Source organism: Mycolicibacterium sp. XJ2546 (assembly GCF_053483195.1).
Map to the genome: position 1 here is coordinate 101,311 of NZ_JBEFRW010000008.1, position 24,697 is coordinate 126,007.

Consider the following 24,697-nt stretch of genomic DNA (forward strand, 5'->3'; position numbering starts at 1 on the left):
CTAAGGCTGGTCCCAGGTGTGCACAGGTTCGTTGCTGTGCATGCGTTCGCAGTACAGCCGCAACATCTCGGCCAACGCGTTCGGGCGGCTGAGCCCGCGCTCCTGAAGCGCCTTCACCGTGGCCACCTGCCAGGCCGACCCGTTGCGGCCGGTCTTGGCGCGGCCCTCGATCACCCCGAGGTAGCGGTCGCGGACCTCACCGGCCACCTGCCAGCGGCGCAGCCCCTCGTCGGCCATCGGCACCAGTTGACGCAGCACCAGTTCGTCGGGGGTCACCTCGCCCAGGCCGGGCCAGTACAGCCGGGCGTCCATGCCGTTGCGTGCCGACTCCAGGAAATTGTGTTGGGCCGCAGCGAAACTCATCTTCGTCCACAGCGGCCGGTCCTCTTCGGAGAGCGTCCGTAACGCGCCGTAATAGAACGCGGCGTTGGCCATCATGTCGACCACCGTCGGCCCCGCGGGCAGCACCCGGTTCTCCACCCGCAGGTGCGGGCGGCCCTCCACCACGTCATACACCGGCCGGTTCCAGCGGTAGATGGTGCCGTTGTGCAGCCGCAGTTCGGCCAGTCGCGGAGTGCGGCCTTCCGCGAGTTCACGGGCCGGGTCCTCGTCGGTCAGCTCGGGCAGCAGCGACGGGAAATAACGCACGTTCTCCTCGAACAGATCGAAGATCGAGGTGATCCACCGCTCGCCGAACCATACCCGCGGCCGCACCCCCTGCGCCTTGAGTTCGTCGGGACGGGTGTCGGTGGCCTGCATGAACAGCTCGATGCGGGTCTCATCCCACAACTGGTGGCCGAAGAAGTACGGGGAGTTGGCGCCCAGCGCGAGTTGGGGGCCGGCCAGCACCTGCGCGGCGTTCCAGTTCTGCGCGAAGTCCGCAGGCGAAACCTGAAGGTGCAGTTGCATGCTGGTGCACGCCGACTCCGGGGCGATCGACTCGGTCTGCAGGCTGAGGCGTTCGGGACCGGTGATGTCGATGAGGATGTCCTCGCCCCTCGCGGTGAAGATGGAATCGTTGAGCGCTTGGTAGCGCGTCGATTCGCTCATCCACCGGCCCGACAGATGCTCGGGCATCAGCGTCGGCAGGATGCCGACCATCACGATGTGCGCGTCGTGGTCGTTGGCCTTGGCCTCGGCGGCGTTGAGGCTCGCCCGCACGTCGTTCTCCAGCTCGAGCGCCGCGCGGCCGGGCAGCCGCCGCGGCGGAACATTGAATTCGATGTTGTAGGCGCCTAATTCGGTCTGGTACGCCGGGTCGGCGATCGCCTCGAGCACTTCCTGGTTGGTCATGGCGGGCTGATACGCGTCGTCGACCAGGTTGCACTCGATCTCCATGCCGGTCAGCGGCCGCTCGAACTCGAAGCTGGATTGGTTGAGCATGGTTTCGAACACGTCGAGGCACTGCTGCACCTTGCGCCGGTACTCGCGCCGGTGCGCGCGGCTGAACTCGGTCTGCTTCAGTTGTTCGCCCACACCGCCGATGCTTCAGCGTCGGTGACGCTTGCGCAAGTAACCGGAGCACAAACCACGCGTGAACGCCGCCGTGCGGGGTAGCCCAGGGTCGTGGACATCACCGTCACCTTCATCGGCAACGCCACCACGCTGATCACCGCAGGCGATGTCACGCTGCTGACCGATCCCAACTTCCTGCACGCCGGCCAACACGCCTACCTCGGATACGGGTTGCTGTCCAAGCGGCTGTACGACCCGGCGCTGGATATCGCCGAGCTGCCGCCGCTGGACGCGGTGGTGCTCTCGCATATGCACGGCGATCACTGGGACCGCGTCGCGCAGGCGCAACTGGACCGCGCGCTGCCGATCCTGACCACCCCGCACGCCGCCAAACGGCTGGTACGGCGCGGGTTCGGGCGCGCAGAGCCGATGGCGACGTGGGACAGCCACACGATCACCAAGGTCGCCACGACGGTCACCGTGACGTCGTTGCCGGGACGGCACGGACCCGCCCCGATCCACCGGGCGCTGCCCCCGGTGATGGGGTCGATGATCGAGGCGAGCACGCCCGGTGAGCCGACCCGGCGGCTCTACGTCTCCGGGGACACCCTGGTGATCGAAGAACTCGACGAGATACCCCGGCGGTTCCCCGACGTCGACGCCGGGTTGCTGCACCTGGGCGGCACCCGGCTGCCGTTCGGCAGGCACCTGCCGTTCGGGTTGACGGTCACGATGGACGGCCGTCGCGGCACCGCCCTGACCGAACGGTTGAACCTGCCGCGCGTGATCCCCATCCACTTCAACGACTACGGGGTGTTCGCCTCGCCGCTTTCGGATTTTCTCGCCGAAATGGCGCGACGCGGGCTCGCCGAGCGGGTCATCGAGGTGGGCCGCGGGGAGAGCGTCACGATCTGACGAGCTTGCCGCGTTTGTCGCGCACCGAATCGGGAAGCCGTCGAAAACAGCCACCGGGTCGGGCCGATTACCTGCAGCTGCCGGTCGACCAGCGTGACATGGAACCACTTGCATCCCAGACGCTTTCCGAAGACGACGAGCAGCGACGACAGAGCCTCGGCAAGAACGGGCCGCGCGACGTATCGGATCTGAAGATGACGCACTGCGTGCCGAACGAACGGGTGGTGCTGGCAAGGGACTGATCGTCGTCTCGTAAGCGGCATACTGGCCGGGTGAGCGGGCCGGCAGCCGACGACGTCGACCAGGGCGGGCTGGAGCAGGTCGCCGCCGTCGACCGCGTCGCCTCGCTCACCGGCGTGCGGGCTGTGGCGGCGCTGCTGGTCATGGGCACCCATGCCGCCTACGGCACCGGCACCTACAACCGCGGATACGTCGGGCTGGTGTTCGCGCGCATGGAGATCGGGGTCGCGATCTTCTTCGTGCTGTCGGGCTTTCTGCTGTTCGGCGGGTGGGTGCGCGCCGCCGCGGCGGGCACTGCCGCACCGTCGGTAACCCGCTATGCCCGCAACCGGGTGCGCCGCATCATGCCGGCCTACGTGGTGACGGTGCTGATCGCATACCTGGTCTACGAGTTCCGCGACATCACACCCAACCCCGGCCACACCTGGCACGGCCTGATCCGTAACCTCACCCTGACGCAGATCTACAGTGGCAACTACTTGACCGCCTACATGCATCAGGGCCTGACCCAGATGTGGAGCTTGGCCGTCGAAGTGGCGTTCTACGCGGCGCTGCCGCTGCTGGCGTACCTGCTGCTGGTGGTGCTGTGCCGGCGGCACTGGCGACCCGGATTGCTGTTGGCGGGCCTGGCCGTGCTCGGTGCCGTCAGCCCGCTGTGGCTGCTGGTGATGCATACCACCGACTGGCTGCCCAACGGGGCGGGGCTGTGGCTGCCGCACTACCTAGTCTGGTTCGTCGGCGGGATGGCGCTTGCGGTGTTGGCGGTCAAGGGCGTTCGATGCTACGCCGCGGCGGCGCTGCCGGTGGCGCTGGTGGCCTACCTGATCGTGGCCACCCCGATCGCCGGTGAAACCGACGCCCCCGCATTGGGTTTGAGTGAGGACATCGCGAAGGTGGTGCTCTACGCGGTGATCGCCACCCTGGTGGTCGCGCCGCTGGGGCTCAGCGGGCCGCGCCGGGGCTGGTATGAGGGGATGTTGGGCAGCAGGGTGATGGTGTGGCTGGGCGAGATTTCCTACGAAATCTTCTTGGTGCACGTGGTCGTGATGGAGATCGTGATGGTTTCGGTGCTGCACTGGCCGGTCTATTCCGGCTCGGTGACGGGGCTGTTCGCCGCGACGCTGGCGTTCACCATCCCGGTCGCGTGGCTGCTGCACCGGCTGACCAGGCCTCGGGTCCGACGGTGACCGTTTAAACCGCCTTGCGCCGGGAATTACCTAGCTGTGACTACAGTGCGGCGGGCAGTGTTGACCTACATCGCGGCGCATCCGCAGGTGTACGACATCCTGCATGCGGTGGTCGGCCTCTACGTCGAGCGCAGGCGTTCACCGGCGGACGATCACCACCTGCGAGCTCAGCAGCCCGCCGCGCAGTTCTACGTCGATCGCGGGGTCGGCATGCGTCGCCAGAGCGCGTAGCGCCGACGGGCTGTACGACCGCAGCGAACTGATCACGCCGTCGTGCAGAAACGGGACCACCGGGGCGAGCGGCAGCATCACCGCGAGCCGCATCAGGTGCAGCGGCGACGGCGGCCGAGGCAGGTCGATGATCAGCAGTTTGTCGGCCACCCGGGTGCCCTCGGCCAATGCGAGCGACGCCTGCGGCGGCGACAGGTGATGAAACGACAACGCGAACACCGCCAGGTCGAAGTGGCGGTCGGGCGCATCGATGGCGGTGGCGTCCAACCGGCGCACCGACGCGCGCGGGTGCGCGCCCAGATCCCCGGTTGTCATCGCGACCACCGACGCGGCATCGACGTCGGTGACGGTCAGCTCGGCGGTGGGGTGCCAGTCAAGCAATTTACGGGCCAGCGCACCGTGTCCGGCGCCGAGCTCCAGGATCTTTGGGTCAGGGACGTCGGCCACTTCATCGAGCGCCAGACGCGCGAAATGTTCGGTCTCGCCGAAGAATTGGCCGACCCACTCCAGCGAACGGATCACCGCGCGTTTGCGCGCTTCGCCCGCGGCGTCCCCGACGGTGTCGCGGTCGAGATATTCCAGGCGGTCAGTTTGCAGCAGGCGATCCACACACGACGCGTCCGGGCCGCCGCGGGGCATGCGCGCGATGTCGGCGACTGAACGGGTCATGTAGACCATGATGGACGATTGTGGACGTCCTCAACCAGGTGGAGTGAGAGGAGCACGACGTTGGCCGACTTTGTCGCCGCTATCGACCAGGGCACCACCAGCACCCGGTGCATGATTTTCGACCACGGCGGCGCCGAGATCGGCCGCCATCAGCTCGAACACGAGCAGATCCTGCCCAAGTCAGGCTGGGTCGAGCACAACCCTGTCGAGATTTGGGAACGCACGGCAGCGGTCATCATGTCGGCGCTGAACAACACGAAACTGTCGGCCACCGACCTGGCCGCGCTGGGCGTCACCAACCAGCGCGAGACGGCGCTGGTGTGGAACCGGCGAACCGGGCGGCCGTATTACAACGCGATCGTGTGGCAGGACACCCGCACCGATCGCATCGCCTCGGCCCTGGAGCGCGACGGCCACGGCGACGTGATCCGGCGCAAGGCGGGCCTGCCGCCCGCCACCTACTTCTCCGGCGGCAAGGTGCAGTGGATCCTCGACAACGTCGACGGGGTACGTCGCGACGCCGAGAACGGCGACGCGTTGTTCGGCACACCCGACACCTGGGTGCTGTGGAACCTCACCGGCGGTACCCGCGGCGGCATACACGCCACCGATGTGACCAACGCCAGCCGCACGATGCTGATGAACCTGGAGACCCTGGATTGGGACGACGAACTGTTGTCGTTCTTCGGCATTCCGCGGCAGATGCTGCCGCAGATCCGGCCGTCGTCGTGTCCGGAGTCGTTCGGCATCACCCGCGACGACGGCCCGCTCGCCGGCCAGGTGCCGTTGACCGGCATCCTCGGCGACCAGCAGGCCGCGATGGTAGGGCAGGTCTGCCTCGAAGCCGGTGAGGCCAAGAACACCTATGGCACAGGTAATTTCCTGCTGCTCAACACCGGCGAGAAGATCGTGCGCTCGGAGAACGGGCTGCTCACCACGCTGTGCTACCAGTTCGCGTCCAGAGACGGGGACGCAGCCAAACCCGTTTATGCACTTGAAGGTTCGATCGCGGTCACCGGTTCAGCGGTGCAGTGGCTGCGAGACCAGCTCGGCATCATCAGCGGCGCCGCGCAGAGCGAGGCGCTGGCGCGGCAGGTCTCCGACAACGGCGGCGTGTATTTCGTGCCCGCCTTCTCGGGACTGTTCGCGCCGTACTGGCGTTCGGACGCACGCGGCGCGATCGTCGGGCTGTCGCGCTACAACACCAACGCCCATCTGGCCCGCGCGACGCTCGAGGCGATCTGCTACCAGAGCCGCGATGTCGTCGACGCGATGGAAGCCGACTCCGGCGTGCACATGGAGGTGCTCAAGGTCGACGGCGGCGTCACCGCCAACGATCTCTGCATGCAGATCCAGGCCGACGTGCTCGGTGTGGACGTCGTCAAACCCGTCATCGCCGAGACGACGGCGCTGGGCGCCGCCTACGCCGCTGGGTTGGCCGTCGGGTTCTGGGAGAACACCGATGATCTGCGGTCCAACTGGCACGAGGACAAGCGCTGGACGCCCGCATGGAGCGACCAGCAGCGCGCCGACGGGTACGCGGGCTGGCAGAAGGCGGTACAACGCACGCTGGACTGGGTCGACGTCGAGTGAGCGATTTGTGTGCGTTTACGCGCGCTGACCGCAACAAGACGCACACAAGTCGCTGATTTCAGGCGGGATGGTGTGCATGGTCCATGCCTACACCGCTCCCGCCGGGCTTATTCCGCTATTCCGACTCGCCGAGGATCCGGTAGATCTGGCAGCGGGCGTTGTTGACGATGTCGAGATGCGTTGCTGCTGTTCCTCATCGGCCGTGACGGCCGACTTGGCGTCGATCCAACGCCTCGATCACCGACCGCGCCCACTGCTCTTGCATCTCGTGGGTGCGCAAGCCGTATTCGAGGGCAGCATGCGAATAGAACGACCCGTCGTCGTCGCCCCAGTCGACGGAGTCGCGAAGCGCCTCGAGTCGTTTGATCTCGGCGGCCGCGTTTTCGGCCAGCGCGGTCAACTGTGCGCGGGCCTGGTCCATTGGTATCTCGCCGAGCAAGAACACCCGCAGCAACCCCGCGCTGCGAAACGGCGGATCGTCCTGCGGGTTGGTCACCCACCGACGCAACTCCTCGCGGCCGGCGTCGGTGATGCGGTACTCCTTGCGCCCGCGCGGTCCGATGTCGGAGACCTCGATCAGCCCGGCGCCGGCGAGCTTGTTGAGCTCGCCGTACAGCTGGCTCTGGGTGGCCGGCCACACGTTGGCCATCGACTCTTCGAAGAGTCGCAGCAGGTCATATCCGCTGCCGGGCCGTTGGGCCAGCAGTCCCAATGCCGCAATCCGCAGGCTCACGAACGTGATGATACCTCCACTATTGACATGTCACTACAGACATGTCAGTGTCGGCATGTCGCCGCGTTAGGAGATGCAGATGACCGACACCTCAGAGACCTCGACTGACCAGTTCTTCATGCGGGGCAACTACGCCCCCGTCACCCATGAACTCACCGAATTCGACCTGCCGGTGGAAGGCACGATCCCGACCGAACTCGACGGTTGGTATCTGCGCAACGGACCCAACCCACGGCAGGCCAGCGCGCACTGGTTCGTCGGCGACGGGATGGTCCACGGCGTCCGGATCGAAGGCGGCCGCGCGGCCTGGTACCGCAACCGCTGGGTGCGTACCGAGAGCTTCGAGAACGACTTTCCGCTCTACAACGCCGACGGCACCCGCAACCTGCGCTCCAGCGTCGCCAACACCCATGTGGTCAACCACGCCGGCAAGACGCTGGCGCTCGTCGAATCGTCACTGCCCTACGAAATCAGCAACGACCTGGAAACGCTGGGGGCCTACGATTTTGGCGGCAAGCTGGTCGACTCGATGACCGCTCACCCGAAGATCTGCCCGACCACCGGGGAGATGCACTTCTTCGGCTACGGCAACATCTTCGCACCGCACGTCACCTATCACCGCGTTGACGCCGACGGTGAGTTGGCGGTCAACCGACCGCTGGACGTGCCGGCGCTGACGATGATGCACGACTTCGCGCTGACCGCTAACTACGTGGTGTTTCTGGATCTGCCGATCGTGTTCGACCTCGACATCGCGTTGAAGGCAGAGGCCGATATGCCCTACCGCTGGAACGACGACTACGGTGCCCGCTTCGGGGTGCTGCGCCGCGACGACCCGTTCGGTGAGGTGCGGTGGTTCGACATCGACCCCTGCTACGTATTCCACGTCGCCAACGCCTATGACACCGGTGACCGGATCGAGTTGGCTGCGGCGCGCTATCCCGAATTATGGCGCGGCAGCGGCGGATTCGACGCTGAAGCCGTGTTGTGGAACTGGACCGTCGACCTGTCGACCGGCGTCGTCACCGAGCGCCAACTCGACGACCGCGCGGTGGAGTTCCCCCGCATCGACGACCGGCTGGCCACGCTGCCCGCCCGGTACTCGGTCTCCGTCGGCGACAACCGGCTGGTGCGCTATGACCTGAGCACCGGTGACGCCGTCGAGCACGCGTTCGGCACCGCCGCCTCACCCGGTGTGCCCGGTGAGGCGGTGTTCGTGCCGTCGACGTCGGGGCCCGCCGACGAGAGCAGCGGTTGGTACCTCGCCTACGTCTACGATCCGGCGCGCGACGGCAGCGACCTGGTCATCATCGACGCATCCGAGTTCGCAGGCTCGCCCGTGGCGAGGATCCAGATGCCGCAGCGGGTTCCGTTCGGGTTTCACGGAAACTGGATCAGCGCCTGACGTTCGCGGGGCGCTAGCCGGGCGGGGTCAGCCCGCCCGGCGATGACGACGGCGGCGGCGGCGGTGCTGGCGGTCCGGAGCCCGGCCATGGCGGTTGCGCGGCGGCAGCGGTTGGCTGCAGCCTGGCGAGCTCACGACGATGCCGTTCGGCCAGCACCGCAGCCAGCACCAGCTGCGGAGGAGTGCCGGGCGGCGGTGGCGGCGAAATCTGCGCGACGACCTCACCGGCGATCCGGTAGGCCATCTGGTCGCGCACGGTTGAGTTCAACTGCGATGCGCGACTGAGGAATTGGCGTGCCAGCTCAGCCTGCTCGGGACGTAGTCCGGACAGCTGCAGCGACGACGCCCACCATGCCAGTTGCGGTGGCATCATCGGCGGCGGCGCCAGCCGCGGTGCGCGCTCGCTGATCACCACGGTGCCGGCGAAGATGTCACCGATCCGCTTCCCCTTGGGCGACAACAGGCTACAGATCACCGCTGGCCCGCCGGTGAGCATCCAGATTTCGATCACCCCGGCCAACGCGCGAAACAGCGCTTGGCGAAAGCGTTCCGGGCCGCCGTCCTCGGACACCACCCGCAGTCCCATCACTAACTTGCCCAGCGACCGACCGCGCGTCGTCGTCTCCCAGACCAGCGGGTAGCCCACCAGGGCGAGCACGGTGAAGATGATCAGCACCGCGCCCGACAACGCCGGGTCGAACTGGTCCAGCGTGGTCGCCCACAACACCACCCCGGTGATGTAGAAGATCAACACCACGGTCAGATCGATGAGGGCCGACGCGACGCGAACGGGTAGCTGGGCGATCTGAACATCCAGGACCACGGCGTCACCGGTGACGACGGCGGGTTGTTGCTGGCCGACCATAACGGCAACGCTACTAGGATTCGCGGGTGTGGATGTCGACGCGTTCGTCCAGACGCACCGCCCGACGTGGGCCCGGCTCGAGCAGCTGGTCAAGCGGCGGCGGAAGCTGACCGGTGCCGAGGTCGACGAGCTGGTCGACCTCTACCAGCGGGTGTCGACCCATCTGTCGATGGTGCGCACCGCGTCCAACGATGCGGTGCTCATCGGGCGGCTGTCTGGGCTGGTGGCGCGGGCTCGGTCGGTGGTGACCGGGGCGCACGCGCCGCTGTGGCGGGAGTTCGCGCGGTTCTGGACGGTGTCGTTCCCGGTGGTGGCATACCGGTCGTGGCGCTGGTGGCTGGCCAGCGCGGTGGCCTTCTTGATCGTCGCTGCGGTGATCGCCATCTGGGTGGCCGGCAGCCCCGAAGTGCGGGCCACCATCGGAACGCCCAGCGAAATCGAGCAGCTGGTCAACAACGACTTCGCGTCGTACTACAGCGAGAACCCCGCTGGCTCGTTCGCGCTGCAAGTGTGGGTGAACAACGCGTGGATTGCCGTGCAGTGCATAGCATTTGCTGTCCTGCTCGGCATACCGATTCCCTACATCCTGTTTCAGAACGCTGCCAATCTGGGGATCGGCGCGGGTCTGATGTTCGGCGCGGGCAAGGGCGACATCTTCCTCGGCCTCATCACACCGCACGGGTTGATCGAGTTGACCGCGGTGTTCCTGGCGGCCGCCGTCGGGATGCGGCTGGGGTGGTCGGTGGTGGCGCCGGGCAACCGGCCGCGGTCGCAGGTACTGGCCGAACAGGGCCGCGCCGTCGGGGCCGCGGCGGTCGGTCTGGTCGCGGTATTCCTGGTCGCCGGTGTGGTCGAGGCGGTGGTGACGCCGTCGCCGCTGCCGACGTTCGCCCGCATCGCGATCGGGGTGGCCGTCGAAGTCGCGTTCCTCGCCTACATCGTGCACTTCGGCCGCAAGGCGGAGCGGGCCGGTGAGACCGGAGACCTCGAGGACGCGCCCGACGTCGTGCCCATCCGCTAGGGTCCCGTTCCCTCCGGGAACAGACACAGAAGCGTGTCATTTGGCGACGCATCGCAACCGTCTGCGCCTGCTCGCCGCCAACCGGGCTACAGCCGGCCGGCGGCCTTCATCGCCAGATAGTGGTCGGCCAGCGCCGGTGCGAGATCTTCGGGCGGCGCGTCGACGACGTCGACGCCCGTGCGCCGCAGTCGGGCGGCGATCGACCGCCTGGCGTTGCGGGACCGTTCGGCCGCGGCCGCGTCGTAGACCTGCGCGGCGTCGGCGCGCCCGTCCGCCAGCTTCTCCACCCGGGGGTCGGCCACGGAGGCGAGCAGCACCTCGTGCTTGGCCGACAGCTGCGGCAGGATGCCCATCAAGCCCTCGTCGAGCGCCGATGCGTTGAGGTCGGTCAGCAACACCACGAAGGCGCGGCGGCGAACGCGGCGCTGCACCGCGGAAACCATTGCCCGGGCGTCGGATTCGACCAGGGCCGGCTCCAGGGGCGCCATCGCCTCGACCAGCTGGGCGAGCAGTTCGGTGCGCGACGCGTTGAACACTCCGGCGCGGGTCACCCGGTCGTGGGCCAGGAAGTCGACGTGGTCACCGGCCCGCGACGCCAACGCCGCCAGCAGAAGCGCGGCATCCATGAACCAGTCCAGCCGCGGCCAGCCCGCAGGGTCATTGGCGGTCGGGTCCACCCCGACGCGACCGGCCGACGTGCGTCCGGTGTCGAGCACGATGACCACCCGCTGGTCGCGTTCCGGGCGCCAGGTGCGTACCACCACGTCGCCGCGGCGGGCGGTGGCGCGCCAGTCGATCGAGCGGACGTCGTCGCCGATGACATACTCACGCAGCGAGTCGAACTCGGTGCCCTGGCCGCGGATCAGCACCGGCGTATTACCTTCCAACTCGCGCAGCCGGGCCAACCGCGACGGCAGATGTTTGCGCGACAAAAACGGCGGCAGTATCCGGATCTCCCACGGCACCCGGTGCGAACTCTGCCTGCCCGCCAACCCCAGCGGCCCGACCGAACGCGCCGTGACCAAATCCGAACGCTGGTCGCCGCGGCGCACCGGAGACAGCGTCGTCGAAACCCGAACCCGCTGTCCCGCAGCAATATCGACCGGATGAGTGCGGGGGTGCGCCCGCCCGCTCGGCGGCCACGCGTCGCGGACCGCCCCGCGCAGCCGACGGCCGCTGAGGTTTTCGACCAGCAAGGTGGCGTCCACCGACTGGCCCAACCGCGCCGCCGTATCCCCGGACCGTTCGAATCGCAGCCCACGCGGGCTCGCAGCCAACCCGACATCGGCGCCCACCGCCGCGACGAGTACCGCCAGCAGCAACACGAAAGTAGCTGCTGGCCAGGGCGATACCGCGATCGGCAGCACGAAGAAGAGCGCGACCAGGCCGGCTCGGCCGGTGAGAACCACTAGCGCGGTACCGGCACGGCCGCCAGGATGCCGTCCAGCACACCATCGGGGGTCGCGCCCTCGAGTTCAGCCTCCGGGCGCAGCTGGATCCGGTGCCGCAACGTCGACCGGGACATCGCCTTGACGTCATCGGGCGTCACGTAGTTCCGCCCCGACAACCACGCCCACGACCGGGCGGTCGCCAACAACGCCGTCGCACCGCGCGGCGACACCCCGAGCTGAAGCGATGGCGAATGCCGTGTGGCCGCGGCGATGTCGACGATGTAGCCGAGCACCTCGTCGGCCACCAGCACCTGCTGCACCGCTTCGCGCCCGGCACGCAGATCGGCGGCCCCGGCGACCGGTCGCACCGCCGACAGGTCGCGGGGATCGAAACCGCGGGCGTGCCGGTCCAGGATCGAGATCTCCTGCTCACGGCCGGGCAGCGGAACGTTGAGCTTGAGCAGGAACCGATCGAGTTGGGCTTCGGGCAACTGATAGGTGCCCTCGTATTCGATGGGGTTCTGTGTGGCCGCGACGATGAACGGATCGGGCAGCGGCCGCGCCTCGCCCTCGACGCTGACCTGACGTTCCTCCATGGCCTCCAGCAGAGCGGCCTGGGTCTTGGGCGGGGTCCGGTTGATCTCGTCGGCCAGCAACAAGTTGGTGAACACCGGCCCCTTGTGGAACTCGAACTCCGCGGTGCGGGCGTCGTAGACCAGGGATCCGGTGACGTCACCGGGCATCAAGTCCGGGGTGAACTGGACGCGTTTGAAGTCGAGCTGCAACGCCGACGCCAACGTGCGCACCAACAGCGTCTTGGCCACGCCGGGTACGCCTTCGAGCAGCACGTGCCCGCGGCACAGCAGCGCGATCACCAAGCCGCTGACGACGGCATCTTGCCCGACGACGGCTTTGGCGATCTCTGTGCGCAGTTCCAGCAACGCGTTTCGCGCCTGTTCCGATGCGGCTGTCGGGCCAGCTGGCTGAGTCACGACTGTGCGACCTGCCTTTCGATGTTGTCGAGTTCACGGGCGAGGTTTACCAATTGGGTGTCGTCGGCCGGCGCCGGGCCGAACAGCGAGTAGGCCACCGTTTGCGGTGGCTGCCCGCACCGTTCGGACACCGATTGCACGACGGCGGTCTGGTCAGCGCCGGGCCCGAGGCCCAGCCGCGGCGACATCCGCTGCACGGCGGCCGTCCGCAACGCTTCGGCGGCGCGGTCGCGTGAGCGCGTGGACCGGTACAGCCGACCGCGGCCCTCGACGGTCTCCGACGCGCGCACCACCACGGGCAGCTTCTCGGCGACCAACGGCCCGATGCGCCGGCCGCGCCAAATCGCGAGCAGCAAAACGACCAGGCACAGTTGCCAGACGATCCAATTCACCCGGTCGGGGATCATATCGAAAAGCGATGCCGCCCCGTCTGATTCGCCTTCGGTTTGCTGCGGCGCGTACCAGATCACCCGAGGATTGGTGCCGACGAGGTTCATCGCCAACGCGGCGTTGCCCTCCTTGAGCAGTTCCGAGTTGGTCATGAAGTCGGCGGTGCTGACGACGGTGATGTCGCGTCCGTCAGCGGTGTAACGCACCAACGCGCCGCCGTAGCACCGGGTCACCGCAATGTCACCGGCCGCCTCGAAGGCATCGCTCATGCCGAACTGCACTGACCCGGCGCGGGTGGCCTCCCGCAGGTCGCAGCCCGGCGCATCATTGCCGTAGTCCGTGGTTCCGCTGCGCTTGACCTCGGGCGCCAGAATCTCACGGGTGCGCGATATCGGTTGCACCACAAGACGATCACCGGGAAGAGCGGCCAACCGGTGCATGATCTCCTCGTCGATGAGGAAATAGGTCTGAACCACCACCACCAAGGTGTCGGGCCTGGCAGCGGCTTCGACCGCGGCGATATCGGATGCCTCGACAACCTCGACACCGCGGTCACGAACCAGGCTGACCAGGGCCCGCGCGCCGTCGGCCGATGTGGAGGCCGGGTCCATCCGGGCGCCCGGTGTCGGTGTGGTCAGGTACGTGGTCAGCAGCGCAACACCGCTGATGACGATCAGCGCAACCACCACCCAGCGGGCGCTGCGCAACCGCTGGCGCACCGTCGGCGCCACCGCGGTCTCGGTGTCGGCCGTCATCGCACCTCCGCCCAGCCGCCGGTCGATACCGGCGTGGCCGTGCCGGCGGAGTCGGTCGTCGGCTGGATGCGGCTGAGCTGGTCATCGAGATCCACAACCTGCCGGTAGGCCGCCTCGCTTCCCGGCCGCTCACCGTAGGTGACGTCGTTGAAAGCGGTTGCGGCGGCTTGCAGTTCATCGATGAGGTTCGGCAGCGCGCGCCCCGCGTCGCGGGCGAGTTCGGTGGCCGTGCGGCCGGGAACGGGTTCGAGGACCGCCGACTCTTCCAGTTGGCGCGCGACGGCGCGTAACCGGTGGCGGATGGCCGCAGCCCAATCCTGTGTCATGGCAGCCTGTTCCGCGGAGAGTCGATGTTGGGCCGCGCTCAGATCACGGTCGGAAAGCAGTGCGTACTCGCCTCCCCGGGCGGTGCGCATGGTGCGTCGAAGTACCCGCACCGCGACGATCAACGCCACCGCGACCAGCACCGCGAGGACGGTGATCGTCAGCCAGCCACCCGGTACCGACGCGGCCTCGTTGAACAACCGGTACAGCAGATCGTTGAACCAGTCACCGAGCCGGTCGGTCAGAGATGCCTTGGGGTAGATCGGCTTTGCCAGCTCGCGTTCCGCAGCTTCGTGGGCAGCATCGCGGTCGATGTCTATGGTCGGCACGTCAGCTCTGGCCGGTCAGCCACAGATGGTCGGTCGACTCGGGCGGGGCGCCGGGGCCGTATCCGGCGCCGGTCTGCAACACCAGGTCGAAAGCCTCGGTGCGGATTCGGCTGTCGGTGTACTGCAGCACCACCACACCGGCGCTGAACGGCGCGGTGATGATCTGGCCGATCGCGCTGCCGACGGACAGCACAGCCAGCGCCACCAGCGCCATGACCGTAGATGACGCAGCCATGACGAGCATTTGGCCACCGATACTGAACGGGACCGACACCGCGACAGCGATCATCTGCGCGACGATGGCGGCCAGCAACCGGATGCCGAACACCCGCCAGAAGTTCGGTTTGACCAACCGGAACGACCGCAGCACGGCCGCGACGATGCCGTGGCGCTCCAACACGATGATCGGCGGTACGAAGGTCAGCATGGTGCCGAGATAGATCAGCACCGCGATCAGGGCGAACACCAGCGGGACGGCCAGCACCACCGCTGCCGCACCGCCAGCCGCGTAGCCGATCCACACGATGAGCCCGACCACCGCGGCGACCAACAGGACCGCGCCAAGCACTTCGAGCAGCGAGAAGCCGATCAACGCCCACAGCCGCCCCCGAAGACGTTGCCACGCTTGGCCGATCGTGATCCCTGCGCCGAACACCGCGCGGCCGACGACGACGGTGAGCAGACCGCTCAGCAGGATCGCCGACAGCCCGGTGGCGACGCCGCCGGCGACGCTCGACAAAGACGAGCCGAGCAGCACGTCCGTGGACACCTCTTCGCCGCTGAGGGTCGGATCGAGTTGCCCCGCGATGGCAAGCGGACCCACCGACAACACCAGGGCGAGCAGTTGGGTGATCACCACCACCACGGTGGTCAGACCCAGAGTGGCCTTGGGGTTGGCCCGGATGTAGGTGATGGCGCCGTTGAAGATGTCGGCCAGGGTCAGGGGCCGCAGCGGGATGACGCCGGGTTTGAGCGGCGGCGGACCATAACCCGGCGGACCATAACCCGGCGGACCATAACCCGGTGCCCCGTAACCCGGTGGCGGATATCCGGGCGGCCCACCATAACCCTGCGGCGGGTAGCCCGGGGGCGGGTAGCCCGGCGGCGCGGGATAACCCGGCGGCGGATACCCGGCGGGTGGGTAACCCGGCGTCGGCGGCCCAGGCGTGGCGAACCCACCGGCGTCGGTACTCATGGCCACCATCCTGTCGGCCGCGACGCAAATTGACAACGTGGTCGGGGGTGCGCCGGACCCCGATTTGGGTACGTTTGAACCATGTCCGAAGGTCCTGTCCTCAAGAATCGGTTGCGCTCGGACCTCACGGCCGCGATGAAATCTCAGGACAAACTGCGCACCGCCACGCTGCGGATGCTGCTCACGGCGATCGGAAACGAGGAGGTGGCGGGCAAGGAGTCGCGGGAGTTGACCGACGACGAGGTGCTCAAAGTGCTCGCCAGGGAGTCCAGGAAGAGGGGCGAAGCCGCCGAGATCTACACGCAGAACAACCGCGGTGAATTGGCCGCCAACGAACACGCCGAGGCGCAGGTCATCGATGAGTATCTGCCGACGCCGCTGACGGAGGCCGAACTAGCCGATGTCGCCGATACCGCGATCGCGCACGTCGCCGAGGTGATCGGGGAGCGCCCGACCATGAAGCAGATGGGCGAGGTGATGAAGGCCGCGAAGGCCATCGCCGCAGGTAAGGCCGACGGCGCGCGGCTCTCGGAGGCGGTCAAGGCCCGGCTGTAGCCGGTTTTCCGGTCGTCGACCGGGGTACCCCGATTCCATGACACGGTTCGGATACACCCTGTTTACAGAACAAAGCGGTCCCAAAGAGCTTGTCAATTACGCCGTTTCGGCTGAACGCGTGGGTTTCGACTTCGAAGTGAGCTCGGATCACTACTTCCCGTGGCTGTCGTCGCAGGGCCACGCGTCCTACGCATGGTCGGTGCTGGGCGCCGTCGCGCATGCCACCGAGCGGGTCGAGTTGTTCACCTACGTCACCTGTCCGACCATGCGCTACCACCCCGCGATCGTCGCCCAGAAAGCCGCCACGCTGCAGATCCTGGCAGACGGGCGGTTCACCCTCGGGCTCGGCACCGGTGAGAACCTCAACGAGCACGTCGTCGGCAAACGGTGGCCCACGATCGCCAGACGACAGGAGATGCTGCGCGAGGCCATTCAGATCATCCGTGAGCTGTTCACCGGTGAGCTGGTCGACTGGAAGGGTGATTACTTCGAGGTCGACTCGGCGCGGCTGTGGGACATCCCCGACACACCGGTGGCCATCGCCGCCGCCGTCTCCGGCGAACGGTCCGTGGAGGCGTTCGCACCGCTGGCCGACCATTTGATCGCGGTCGAGCCGAACAAGGACTTCGTCACCGCCTGGCACGACATCCGGCGTGGTACCGGTCTGCCCGGTGATGTGCGCGTTGTCGGGCAGATCCCGATCTGCTGGGATCCCGACCGCGACGCCGCCGTCGCGCGCGCCCACGACCAGTTCCGGTGGTTCGGCGGGGGCTGGGCAGTCAACTCCGATCTACCGACGACGGCCGGTTTCGACGGTGCGACGCAGTACGTTCGGCCGGAGGACGTCGCGGCGTCTATCCCGTGCGGACCGGATCTGGACGCGATCGTCGACGCGGTGAGCAAGTATTGGGAAGCCGGGTTCACCGATATCGCACTGGTGCAGATCGGCGACGAAAGCCAGGACATGTTCCTCAAGCAGGCTGCCGGCCCGCTGCTGGAAATGTTGCGAACCGCATCTTCCTGAACCTGTTTGGCGGTATCTGACGGGGGTACCCCGGCCCGACCTGAACAGTCCAAAAGCCGGGAGGCGATACATGTTCGTTCACAACAAAGATCTGCAGTTCGAGGTGCGGGTCTCCAGGCCTGACCCTCGATTTGCCACGCTGCTCCAGGAGCAGTTCGGCGGCGCCAACGGCGAACTCAAGGCCGCGATGCAGTACTTCACCCAGGCCTTCGTGCTGCGCCAGAAGAGCCCGAAGATGTACGACCTCTTCATGGATATCGCCACCGAGGAGTTCAGCCACCTGGAAATGGTCGGTTCGATGATCACGATGCTGCTCGACGGGCTCAACGACGACCTCAAGATGGCCAACGAACGCTGTGACTGGATGCCCGCGGTGGCCAGCCGCGACGGTCGCGACGAAATCATCCACAGCGTCGCGGTCAACCCGCTGTACTTCACGCTCAGCGGCGGCGGCCCCGATGTGAAGGACTCCGCCGGTGTCCCCTGGCAGGGCACCTTCGTCAACGCCAACGGCGACCCGACCGTCGACCTGCGCAGCAACTTGGCGGCCGAATCGCGGGCGAAGATCGTCTACGAATACCTCAAGCAGTTCACCGACGATCCCGGCGTGCAGGACACGCTGACGTTCCTGATGACCAGGGAGGTCGCCCACTTCCAGCAGTTCACCGCCGCACTCAACGAACTACCGGTGAACTTCCCGCCCGGACAGCTGCCCGGCGACGACCGGTTCCAGAACGTGGCGTTCAACATGTCCGACGGGGCCGGATCGGTACGCGGACCGTGGAACGAGGGCCAGGGCCCGTGGCCCGAGGGCATGAAGTGGGATTACGTCGAAAAGCCAGAGCAGCAGTGGCTTGGGACCAAGAAGCGGGAGAACAAGGGCGACCAGCGGTGCCCCGAGGGCCAGCCCGCTGTGCAGGGCGAAAAGCCGTTCACCCACGAGCAACACACCGCCACCAGCTGATCGAGCCCGGAAAAGGCCGGTGCCCAACGGGCACCGGCCTTTTCAGGTAGCTACTTCATCTGAGGATCGGGTGGGTTCTCGGCTTCCCGGCCGGTGGCGGCATCGCGGATGTGGTCGACCATCGCCGCCCCCATCCCCATCGTCTTCTGCACCATCGGGTTGGCCGGTGTGTCGGGATGCGGTCGCGTCGGCGCCACCTTCTTCGCCGCTTCCAGTTTGTCGCCCAGCTTTTCGCGGTCCTGCGTGCTCACCGCGGCCTCGAACTTCGGCCACACCACCTCTTGTTCGTAGCGGATGTGCTCGCGTCCGATCTTGACGAACTCCTGCAGTGCCTCGTGATAGTCGTCATCCCCGGGTTGACCGTTCTCGAGACGCTGCAGCAGCTCCTTGCCGGCCTGCTCCTGGCTGATCGCCTCATCGGCCAGCTCGTCGCCGTCTTCGAGCGCGTCGCGAACCGCCGGCCAAAAGAACTGCTGCTCGATCGCCTCGTGTTGGGACTCGGCGATCACCAGGTTGGTCACCATGGTTTCCAGCCCACTGCGCTGGGCGCCCTCCCCGGTCGGTGCCCCGTCGAGCACCTCGAGCATCCCCAGAACGCTCTTGTGGTCTTCACGCAGAAACTTCAGTGCGTCCATATTCTTTGCCTCTTACTTTCGCGGTCACGGTCCGCTGCGCATACCCGCGGCCAGGGGGTTGAAACAGGGCCGCTGCGGGTAGTTCGTCCGGTGACGAAAGGACTTTCATGCCGCGCGGAAAAGGGATCTACGACGACGAAGACGCCGACGAGCCCAAGGGTGGTCGGCCAGGTCCGAAGGACGAAGGTAACGAAGGCGGTATGGCTACCCGCGAGAACGCACCCGACGTCGCGGAATCCGGTGGGGAGCCCACCGCCTGAACGTCACTGCGCGTCTCGGCCCTGCCGGCTGCGCTGATACGCCGCCCGGCGAAATTCCCCGAGCCACCGGGGCAGGAGCGTGACATCGGGGTCGCTGTGCAACGTGGGGTCGAAGGCGATGTCGTCGGTGCTGGGGTCGGTGTGGCGAAGCGTCAGCCGCGCCAGCGGCCTGAACCCGTCCGTACCGGGGGCTTGGTCGATATCGAAAACCAGTCCGTCTGAACTGATTCGGTCACGGATCGCGTCCAGCGACAACCCGCGCCCCTCCAGACTGGTCACCAGGCGAGCGCGGACCCACCATGCGGTATCGCGATACTGCAGCGGCATCAGGCTGGAGAACGACGCACCCGCCCACGTCGCGACCGGCGAAAGCACGATCCGACTGTTGGCCACCGTGGAGGCCAACAACACATCCCAAGGCGTGCATCCGTGCAGGTCCTGCGGCGGCGGCAGCCGCCACGCCAGCCCTGCCACATCCGGCAGCGCACCGGGTAACCCGATACCCTTCGACACCCGAGCGATCACGTCGCACGAGGTCATCGGCAGACCTTCACCGTCCGGGGCGATCCGCTCGAGCAGTCCCTCGGCCATCACGCCGTTGGGATGGAATAACCGGCGACCGCGGATCGCCGCCCCGAGTCGGACGGGCAACGCGGCGAACTCAGAAGCGCGCACAGTGATGGGGTGCCCACGCGGCGTTGTGGCAAAACCGGGTTTTAACCACCCCGAGACCGGGCATTAAATCTCCGCTAGTGCTGCGACGGCGCAGTGAACTTTGTCGAAAGGCCGATGTGACTACCGCGTACACCGACCTGGGTAGCCCGATCATCGCCGAGGGTGTCTATGCCCCGCAAGAGGACTCCCAACTGCTCATCGATGTCATGGAGAAAGCCGGCCTGGCAGAAAGTCATCGGGTAGCCGATCTGTGCACGGGCTCCGGAGTCGCGGCTATCGCGGCAAGCGAGCAGAACGCCAAGGAGGTCACCGCCTTCGACATCTGCGCGCGTGCGGTGCACTGCGCGCGTAAGAATGTCGCGGCCGCAGGCGCCGAAGTGGCTGTGCACCTGGGTTCGTGGGCGCGAGCGGTCGAATTCGGGCCGTTTGATCTGGTGATCTGCAACCCCCCGTACGTGCCGCACGATCCGAGTTTCGACGACGCGCTGCCGTCGCACGTCGGCCCGGCCCGCGCCTGGGATGCCGGGTTCGACGGACGCCTCGTTTTGGACCCGCTGTGCGCGGCGGTGCCGGACCTTCTGGCCGACGGCGGATCTTTCCTGGTGGTGCAGTCCGAATTCGCATGCCCGCGTCAGACGCTGGGCGCGTTGGCGGCCGCCGGAATGGACGCCGAAATCGTTGCTTACCAATGGATTGCGTTCGGACCCGTGCTGACGTCGCGAGCCGAGTGGTTGGAGCAGACGGGCCGCCTCCAGCCGGGCCGCCGTGAAGAAGAACTCGTCGTCATCCGGGCCGACAAGCCATGAGCGACAGCCAGCCGCGCACCGTGCGGATCGTTCCGTCAGGGCCGGTGATGGTCCAGGGTCCGGTGCGCATCGAGATGCCCGACGGCCAAGTGGTGGAATCCGACCGGTTCATGGTCGCGATCTGCGCGTGCAAACGCAGCAAGGATTATCCGTTGTGCGACACCAGCCATCGCTGCCGGCGCCGCGCTGAGCCGACCGACAAGCCCTCAGACAAGCGGTCGGCGTAGCGACGAGCGGTTGCCGGTCCAGCAGGCCATCATGTGGTCGGCCAGTCGGTCCTCCACGACGTCGCGGGCCCGAATCCCGAACACCACATCGCGTTCCAGCTGCGGCTCGCGTGCGATGAGATCCCCGACCACGTCGGTGCGCACGACCTGTTCGTGCACGGCGTCGGCCACGACGTGCTCCTGGTAGAAGGCCACACACGCATCGGGCGCGCCCATCCGTTCGAGGGCCTGAACCAGGCGCCGGGAACCGGGTGAGGAGGTGATCTCGGTGGACGCGAAGTGCCCGATCGTCGCCCCGCGCAACTCCCGGTGCAGTCCGAACAGCGACATCAGGTTGACCGACGCCAGCGCGTCGGCCGGCACCGCGTCGAGGTAACCCAGATACGACGCATCCAGCCGCGCGGCGTCCATCAACTCGGCGTACAGCTGCTGGTGAACGTGATCGCCACGGCCGCCGCCGAATTCGTCGAACTCGACCGCGACGAACGCGGCCTTGGAATGTCCGATCAGCCGCGGAATCGCCCATGCGTGCGGGTCGCCCTCCTTGAGGTGGTAGACCGAGCGGTGCACGAAGTACTCCTGCATCTGCTCCCAGGTGCCCTTGTCGCGCAGGTAGTAGGACGGGCCTTCGCCGTCGACCGGCTCGACCGAGAGCTTGTCCATCTCGGCAGCGGCGGTGTCGTCGGCCGTGATCTCACCGACGTCCTGGCGCACCGCGCTGAGGAAGGTCTCTTCCAGGCGGCCACGCAGGTGCAGCAGCGAGGGATTCCACTCCCAGCGGGGGCTGACGCCGGTGAATCCGCGGTAGTGCAGCTCGTAGCAGACGTACAGCGCCAGCTGCAGGTCGAGCCCGTACGGGTCGGCCTCGGCGACCGGCAAGTCGATCGGGCGGATGTGCAGCGCGGGCCGATCCCGGCGCAGCAACTCGATGACGGTGGCGGACAGGGGCCCGACGGCCCGGGGCAGCGCGGGTTCGACAAAGACCGAAGGCATGGAAGACGTGGTCACGACCTTGTTAATTCCCCGCATCGATGCCGGTCAAACACCGTTTATCGACGTCGACGAGGGGGTAGTTCGACTCATACTGGCCGTGGCGAGGGGATCGGAAATGTTCGAGCTGGATGTGCTTCTGGCGATCTATCTCTGCGGCTGGGTCGTTGTCACGCTGGGCCTGTATGTCGCGGGTAAGCGGCTTGCCGCACGCAGGACGACGGCACCACGCACGCTGGGTGTCAGCGCTCTCGGCGGCGCGCTGTGGCCGCTGCTGCTCGTCGGTGTGGTGGAGGCGAGTTCCATCGTCGTGTTGACCAAGCTCGGGACCAAGACGACACCGCAGATGGGTGTGCTCGCGTAGCTGACGCAGTCGGGGTGGCGGGATTCGAACCCACGACCTCTTCGTCCCGAACGAAGCGCGCTACCAAGCTGCGCCACACCCCGCGTGAAGCCACGACAGCGTATCGCACCGGCGGGGTGCGAAGCCAAACGCTATCCCGCGCCCGTTCGCCTCGCGAGTGCTACCGCAGGGCTGTGCAAACCGCCCCGCCCGCGACCCTGGTGTAGCACTCGCGAACTGAACGGGCGGCAACTGTCGGCTACGACACGCCGCGGGATGGAAGTCGTTGTCGGTGGCGTTATGCACACTGACGACAGAGACCCGACGAAGCGAGGCATGAGATGACCGTGTTAGGCGCATCCATCTACGTGGGATTCTTTGTGCTGGCCGCGCTGTGGCTGTTCCTGACGTCCGAGGGCCCCCTGGTCGACCGCTCCGACGATTCCGGCCAGCGCCCCGAGCGCTCGAACTCGGCCAGCACCGACGCGGACTGCGCGGGATCCAGCCGCTGGCTGGTCAGCCACTCGTCGCAGAAGTAGGTGTCGGCGTAGCGGTCGCCGCTGTCGGCCAGCAGTGTGACCACCGAACCGCTGCGGCCCTCGACCAGCATCTCGGCCAGTAACCCGAACGCGCCCCACAGATTGGTTCCCGTCGACGGGCCCACCCGCCGGCCCAGTACGGCGCTGGCATGACGCGCGGCGGCCACCGATGCGGCGTCGGGAACCATGACCATCCGGTCGACCACGTCGGGCAGAAACGACGGTTCCACCCGCGGTCTGCCGATCCCTTCGATGCGCGACGACATCGACGTCACCACGTCGTCGCGGCGCTGCGCGTACGACGGGAAGAACGCCGAGTTCTCCGGGTCCACCACGCACAGCCGGGTGGCGTGGCGGCGGTAGCGGATGAACCGGCCGATCGTGGCGCAGGTTCCGCCGGTGCCCGCGCCGACGACGATCCACTCCGGAACCGGATGGGTCTCCTCACGCATCTGGTCGAAGATCGACTCGGCGATGTTGTTGTTGCCGCGCCAGTCGGTGGCCCGCTCGGCGTTGGTGAACTGGTCGAGATAGTGCCCACCCGTCTGCGCGGCCAGCCGCTCGGCCTCCGCGTACATCTGCGCCGACTCGTCCACGAAATGGCAACGCCCGCCTTGTGATTCGATGAGCTCGACCTTGCTGGCGCTGGTCGACGCCGGCATCACCGCGATGAACGGCAGACCCAGCAACGCCGCGAAGTAGGCCTCCGACACCGCCGTCGACCCCGACGACGCCTCGATGACGGTGGTGTTCTCGTCGATCCAGCCGTTGCACAGCCCGTAGAGGAACAATGACCGCGCGAGCCGGTGCTTGAGGCTTCCGGTGATGTGCGTGGACTCGTCCTTGAGGTACAGGTTCAGGTCGCAGTCACCGGCCCACGCGGACGGCAGCGGATACCGCAGCAGATGCGTGTCCGCGCTGCGCCTGGCGTCGGCCTCGATCAAGCGGACCGCGTTATCGGCCCACGCGCGTGAACGGCTCCGGTCTGCGACAGTCACTCGGCAAGGCTCACCGCACGGACACGCTGGGGTGCGACTGGCCCGCTTTGCTGCCGACGTCACGGCCGCCGATGGGAGCCGGCACCAGCGTGAGCAGCGTGGCCTCCGGACGGCAGCAGAACCGCAGCGGCGCATACGGTGACGTGCCGATCCCCGCCGACACGTGCAGCTGCATATTCGCACCCCACCGCGACGGCCCCTTCGCCCGCGACCGATCCAGGTCGCAGTTGGTCACCAGCGCGCCGTAGAACGGCAGGCAAAGCTGGCCGCCGTGGGTGTGGCCGGCCATCACCAGCTGATAGCCGTCGGCGGCGAAGCGGTCGAGCACCCGCGGCTCAGGCGAATGCGTCAGCCCCAGCTTCAGATCCGCCGCGGCCGGCGCGGCGCCCGCGATCGTCTCGTAGCGATCCCTCGACAGGTGTGGGTCATCGACACCCGCGGCCGCGATCCGCAGCCCGTTGACGGCGAACTCGCGCCGATTGTGGGTCAAGTCCAGCCAACCGCGCTCGGTGAACGCCGCGCGCAGATCCTGCCACGGCAGCGGCTCACCGTGCACCCGGTGGCCAGGGTTGGACAGGTAGTTCAGCGGGTTCTTCGGGCGCGGGGCGAAGTAGTCGTTGCTGCCGAAGATGAACACACCGGGCACCGCGAGCAGTTCGGTCAGCGACTGCACGACGGCGGGCACCGCCTTCGGGTGCGACAGGTTGTCGCCGGTGTTGACCACCAGGTCGGGTTCCAGCGCCACCAGCTCACGCAGAAACGCCTGCTTGCGGCGTTGCGTCGGCCGCATGTGGATGTCGCTGATGTGCAGCACCTTCAACGGCGACGTCCCCGGCGACAGCACCGGCATGGTCACCTCGCGCAACACGAAGGCGTTGCGCTCGATGAGCGAGGCGTAGGCGATGCCGGCTACCAGCGCACCCGCGCCCGCGGCGGCGGTGCGTTTCAAGGTCGACGGTGACGAACGGGGTGAACGAGCAGGCATGCCTGT

General features: G+C 67.2%; 26 protein-coding genes, 1 tRNA gene and 1 pseudogene. 13 read left to right on the forward strand and 15 right to left on the reverse strand.

Annotated elements, in window-relative coordinates; genetic code table 11:
* A complete protein-coding gene (locus ABQE44_RS15190; RefSeq protein WP_448430655.1) occupies positions 1–1,476 on the reverse strand; it encodes a glutamate-cysteine ligase family protein in 1,476 nt (491 codons plus the stop codon).
* A gap of 90 nt (positions 1,477–1,566) precedes the next feature.
* Here ABQE44_RS15190 and ABQE44_RS15195 point away from each other — a divergent pair, with 90 nt between their 5' ends.
* The 3 genes from ABQE44_RS15195 (at position 1,567) to ABQE44_RS15205 (ending at position 3,797) form a co-directional block, all read left to right on the forward strand.
* The gene (locus tag ABQE44_RS15195; protein ID WP_448391874.1) at positions 1,567–2,370 is read left to right on the forward strand and encodes an MBL fold metallo-hydrolase; all 804 of its coding nucleotides are present in this window, start codon (positions 1,567–1,569) and stop codon (positions 2,368–2,370) included.
* Between the two features lie 98 nt (positions 2,371–2,468).
* Positions 2,469–2,612, forward strand: a complete 144-nt coding sequence (locus tag ABQE44_RS15200) for a hypothetical protein (protein WP_448391875.1) — start codon at positions 2,469–2,471, stop codon at positions 2,610–2,612.
* Between the two features lie 30 nt (positions 2,613–2,642).
* Entirely contained in the window at positions 2,643–3,797 is a 1,155-nt protein-coding gene (locus tag ABQE44_RS15205; protein ID WP_448391876.1) for an acyltransferase family protein, read from the forward strand.
* A 138-nt stretch (positions 3,798–3,935) separates the two neighbouring features.
* On the opposite strand, the gene ABQE44_RS15210 is transcribed toward ABQE44_RS15205, so the two are convergent.
* Positions 3,936–4,706, reverse strand: a complete 771-nt coding sequence (locus tag ABQE44_RS15210; protein ID WP_448430657.1) for a class I SAM-dependent methyltransferase — start codon at positions 4,704–4,706, stop codon at positions 3,936–3,938.
* A gap of 51 nt (positions 4,707–4,757) precedes the next feature.
* Here ABQE44_RS15210 and glpK point away from each other — a divergent pair, with 51 nt between their 5' ends.
* Positions 4,758–6,290 carry a glycerol kinase GlpK gene (glpK, locus tag ABQE44_RS15215; RefSeq protein ID WP_448430659.1) on the forward strand — a complete coding sequence of 511 codons (1,533 nt, stop codon included), beginning with the start codon at positions 4,758–4,760 and terminating at the stop codon, positions 6,288–6,290.
* A 193-nt stretch (positions 6,291–6,483) separates the two neighbouring features.
* Here glpK and ABQE44_RS15220 read toward each other — a convergent pair whose 3' ends face one another.
* Positions 6,484–7,023: a PadR family transcriptional regulator gene (locus ABQE44_RS15220; protein WP_448391879.1), complete on the reverse strand. Its 540-nt coding sequence runs from the start codon at positions 7,021–7,023 to the stop codon at positions 6,484–6,486.
* Between the two features lie 79 nt (positions 7,024–7,102).
* Between ABQE44_RS15220 and ABQE44_RS15225 the strand changes: the two genes are divergently transcribed.
* Entirely contained in the window at positions 7,103–8,428 is a 1,326-nt protein-coding gene (locus ABQE44_RS15225) for a carotenoid oxygenase family protein (RefSeq protein ID WP_448391880.1), read from the forward strand.
* A 13-nt stretch (positions 8,429–8,441) separates the two neighbouring features.
* On the opposite strand, the gene ABQE44_RS15230 is transcribed toward ABQE44_RS15225, so the two are convergent.
* Complete coding sequence (locus ABQE44_RS15230) at positions 8,442–9,293, reverse strand: RDD family protein (protein WP_448430661.1); 852 nt, start codon at positions 9,291–9,293, stop codon at positions 8,442–8,444.
* A gap of 28 nt (positions 9,294–9,321) precedes the next feature.
* On the opposite strand from ABQE44_RS15230, the gene ABQE44_RS15235 reads away from it, so the two are divergent.
* The gene (locus ABQE44_RS15235) at positions 9,322–10,314 is read left to right on the forward strand and encodes a stage II sporulation protein M (RefSeq protein ID WP_448391882.1); all 993 of its coding nucleotides are present in this window, start codon (positions 9,322–9,324) and stop codon (positions 10,312–10,314) included.
* A gap of 86 nt (positions 10,315–10,400) precedes the next feature.
* Here ABQE44_RS15235 and ABQE44_RS15240 read toward each other — a convergent pair whose 3' ends face one another.
* Genes ABQE44_RS15240 through ABQE44_RS15260 form a run of 5 tightly spaced genes read right to left on the reverse strand, consistent with a single transcriptional unit; the run spans position 10,401 to position 15,690 of the window.
* Complete coding sequence (locus ABQE44_RS15240; RefSeq protein ID WP_448391883.1) at positions 10,401–11,723, reverse strand: DUF58 domain-containing protein; 1,323 nt, start codon at positions 11,721–11,723, stop codon at positions 10,401–10,403.
* Positions 11,723–12,697 carry an AAA family ATPase gene (locus ABQE44_RS15245; protein WP_448391884.1) on the reverse strand — a complete coding sequence of 325 codons (975 nt, stop codon included), beginning with the start codon at positions 12,695–12,697 and terminating at the stop codon, positions 11,723–11,725. The genes ABQE44_RS15240 and ABQE44_RS15245 overlap by 1 nt, the downstream gene beginning before the upstream one ends.
* The gene (locus tag ABQE44_RS15250) at positions 12,694–13,842 is read right to left on the reverse strand and encodes a DUF4350 domain-containing protein (protein ID WP_448430663.1); all 1,149 of its coding nucleotides are present in this window, start codon (positions 13,840–13,842) and stop codon (positions 12,694–12,696) included. Before ABQE44_RS15250 ends, ABQE44_RS15245 begins: the two co-directional genes overlap by 4 nt.
* Positions 13,839–14,495 carry a DUF4129 domain-containing protein gene (locus tag ABQE44_RS15255; protein ID WP_448430665.1) on the reverse strand — a complete coding sequence of 219 codons (657 nt, stop codon included), beginning with the start codon at positions 14,493–14,495 and terminating at the stop codon, positions 13,839–13,841. Before ABQE44_RS15255 ends, ABQE44_RS15250 begins: the two co-directional genes overlap by 4 nt.
* A gap of 1 nt (position 14,496) precedes the next feature.
* Entirely contained in the window at positions 14,497–15,690 is a 1,194-nt protein-coding gene (locus ABQE44_RS15260; RefSeq protein ID WP_448430667.1) for a hypothetical protein, read from the reverse strand.
* A gap of 81 nt (positions 15,691–15,771) precedes the next feature.
* Here ABQE44_RS15260 and ABQE44_RS15265 point away from each other — a divergent pair, with 81 nt between their 5' ends.
* From ABQE44_RS15265 to ABQE44_RS15275, 3 genes are all read left to right on the forward strand, one after another.
* Positions 15,772–16,245 (forward strand): GatB/YqeY domain-containing protein, encoded by a 474-nt coding sequence (locus ABQE44_RS15265; RefSeq protein ID WP_448391888.1) that lies wholly within the window; start codon positions 15,772–15,774, stop codon positions 16,243–16,245.
* A 37-nt stretch (positions 16,246–16,282) separates the two neighbouring features.
* The gene (locus ABQE44_RS15270; protein WP_448391889.1) at positions 16,283–17,269 is read left to right on the forward strand and encodes an LLM class F420-dependent oxidoreductase; all 987 of its coding nucleotides are present in this window, start codon (positions 16,283–16,285) and stop codon (positions 17,267–17,269) included.
* A gap of 70 nt (positions 17,270–17,339) precedes the next feature.
* Entirely contained in the window at positions 17,340–18,233 is an 894-nt protein-coding gene (locus tag ABQE44_RS15275; RefSeq protein WP_448391890.1) for a manganese catalase family protein, read from the forward strand.
* 50 nt (positions 18,234–18,283) lie between these two features.
* Here the strand turns inward: ABQE44_RS15275 and ABQE44_RS15280 are convergent, their stop codons facing one another.
* Complete coding sequence (locus ABQE44_RS15280; protein ID WP_448430669.1) at positions 18,284–18,868, reverse strand: hemerythrin domain-containing protein; 585 nt, start codon at positions 18,866–18,868, stop codon at positions 18,284–18,286.
* A gap of 107 nt (positions 18,869–18,975) precedes the next feature.
* On the opposite strand from ABQE44_RS15280, the gene ABQE44_RS15285 reads away from it, so the two are divergent.
* Positions 18,976–19,128, forward strand: a complete 153-nt coding sequence (locus ABQE44_RS15285) for a hypothetical protein (protein WP_448391892.1) — start codon at positions 18,976–18,978, stop codon at positions 19,126–19,128.
* Positions 19,129–19,131: 3 nt separating this feature from the next.
* Here the strand turns inward: ABQE44_RS15285 and ABQE44_RS15290 are convergent, their stop codons facing one another.
* Positions 19,132–19,803 carry a phosphodiesterase gene (locus ABQE44_RS15290; protein ID WP_448391893.1) on the reverse strand — a complete coding sequence of 224 codons (672 nt, stop codon included), beginning with the start codon at positions 19,801–19,803 and terminating at the stop codon, positions 19,132–19,134.
* A 116-nt stretch (positions 19,804–19,919) separates the two neighbouring features.
* On the opposite strand from ABQE44_RS15290, the gene ABQE44_RS15295 reads away from it, so the two are divergent.
* Positions 19,920–20,609: a HemK2/MTQ2 family protein methyltransferase gene (locus ABQE44_RS15295; RefSeq protein ID WP_448430671.1), complete on the forward strand. Its 690-nt coding sequence runs from the start codon at positions 19,920–19,922 to the stop codon at positions 20,607–20,609.
* Positions 20,606–20,836 (forward strand): CDGSH iron-sulfur domain-containing protein, encoded by a 231-nt coding sequence (locus ABQE44_RS15300; RefSeq protein WP_448391895.1) that lies wholly within the window; start codon positions 20,606–20,608, stop codon positions 20,834–20,836. Before ABQE44_RS15295 ends, ABQE44_RS15300 begins: the two co-directional genes overlap by 4 nt.
* Here the strand turns inward: ABQE44_RS15300 and ABQE44_RS15305 are convergent.
* Entirely contained in the window at positions 20,816–21,829 is a 1,014-nt protein-coding gene (locus ABQE44_RS15305; protein ID WP_448430673.1) for an iron-containing redox enzyme family protein, read from the reverse strand. The genes ABQE44_RS15300 and ABQE44_RS15305 overlap by 21 nt on opposite strands.
* Between ABQE44_RS15305 and ABQE44_RS15310 the strand changes: the two genes are divergently transcribed.
* Positions 21,828–22,190 (forward strand): hypothetical protein, encoded by a 363-nt coding sequence (locus tag ABQE44_RS15310; RefSeq protein ID WP_448430675.1) that lies wholly within the window; start codon positions 21,828–21,830, stop codon positions 22,188–22,190. The genes ABQE44_RS15305 and ABQE44_RS15310 overlap by 2 nt on opposite strands.
* A 9-nt stretch (positions 22,191–22,199) precedes the next feature.
* Here ABQE44_RS15310 and ABQE44_RS15315 read toward each other — a convergent pair.
* The 3 genes and pseudogenes from ABQE44_RS15315 to ABQE44_RS15325 all read right to left on the reverse strand — a co-directional run bounded on the left by ABQE44_RS15315 (position 22,200) and on the right by ABQE44_RS15325 (position 24,691).
* Positions 22,200–22,273 (reverse strand) — tRNA-Pro (locus ABQE44_RS15315).
* 344 nt (positions 22,274–22,617) lie between these two features.
* A pseudogene (locus ABQE44_RS15320) lies at positions 22,618–23,706 on the reverse strand (PLP-dependent cysteine synthase family protein); the annotation flags it as partial.
* Positions 23,707–23,716: 10 nt separating this feature from the next.
* Positions 23,717–24,691 carry a metallophosphoesterase gene (locus ABQE44_RS15325; protein WP_448391897.1) on the reverse strand — a complete coding sequence of 325 codons (975 nt, stop codon included), beginning with the start codon at positions 24,689–24,691 and terminating at the stop codon, positions 23,717–23,719.
* Positions 24,692–24,697 lie beyond the last annotated feature (6 nt).

What these genes read in the sequence shown, in the direction of transcription:
- ABQE44_RS15200 (WP_448391875.1), top strand. Translation starts at nt 2,469, where the DNA reads ATGGAACCACTTGCATCCCAGACGCTTTCCGAAGACGACGAGCAGCGA.
- ABQE44_RS15210 (WP_448430657.1), bottom strand. Translation starts at nt 4,706, where the DNA reads ATGGTCTACATGACCCGTTCAGTCGCCGACATCGCGCGCATGCCCCGC.
- ABQE44_RS15225 (WP_448391880.1), top strand. Translation starts at nt 7,103, where the DNA reads ATGACCGACACCTCAGAGACCTCGACTGACCAGTTCTTCATGCGGGGC.
- ABQE44_RS15230 (WP_448430661.1), bottom strand. Translation starts at nt 9,293, where the DNA reads ATGGTCGGCCAGCAACAACCCGCCGTCGTCACCGGTGACGCCGTGGTC.
- ABQE44_RS15250 (WP_448430663.1), bottom strand. Translation starts at nt 13,842, where the DNA reads ATGACGGCCGACACCGAGACCGCGGTGGCGCCGACGGTGCGCCAGCGG.
- ABQE44_RS15260 (WP_448430667.1), bottom strand. Translation starts at nt 15,690, where the DNA reads ATGAGTACCGACGCCGGTGGGTTCGCCACGCCTGGGCCGCCGACGCCG.
- ABQE44_RS15265 (WP_448391888.1), top strand. Translation starts at nt 15,772, where the DNA reads ATGTCCGAAGGTCCTGTCCTCAAGAATCGGTTGCGCTCGGACCTCACG.
- ABQE44_RS15270 (WP_448391889.1), top strand. Translation starts at nt 16,283, where the DNA reads ATGACACGGTTCGGATACACCCTGTTTACAGAACAAAGCGGTCCCAAA.
- ABQE44_RS15275 (WP_448391890.1), top strand. Translation starts at nt 17,340, where the DNA reads ATGTTCGTTCACAACAAAGATCTGCAGTTCGAGGTGCGGGTCTCCAGG.
- ABQE44_RS15280 (WP_448430669.1), bottom strand. Translation starts at nt 18,868, where the DNA reads ATGGACGCACTGAAGTTTCTGCGTGAAGACCACAAGAGCGTTCTGGGG.
- ABQE44_RS15285 (WP_448391892.1), top strand. Translation starts at nt 18,976, where the DNA reads ATGCCGCGCGGAAAAGGGATCTACGACGACGAAGACGCCGACGAGCCC.
- ABQE44_RS15300 (WP_448391895.1), top strand. Translation starts at nt 20,606, where the DNA reads ATGAGCGACAGCCAGCCGCGCACCGTGCGGATCGTTCCGTCAGGGCCG.
- ABQE44_RS15310 (WP_448430675.1), top strand. Translation starts at nt 21,828, where the DNA reads ATGGAAGACGTGGTCACGACCTTGTTAATTCCCCGCATCGATGCCGGT.
- ABQE44_RS15305 (WP_448430673.1), bottom strand. Translation starts at nt 21,829, where the DNA reads ATGCCTTCGGTCTTTGTCGAACCCGCGCTGCCCCGGGCCGTCGGGCCC.
- ABQE44_RS15325 (WP_448391897.1), bottom strand. Translation starts at nt 24,691, where the DNA reads ATGCCTGCTCGTTCACCCCGTTCGTCACCGTCGACCTTGAAACGCACC.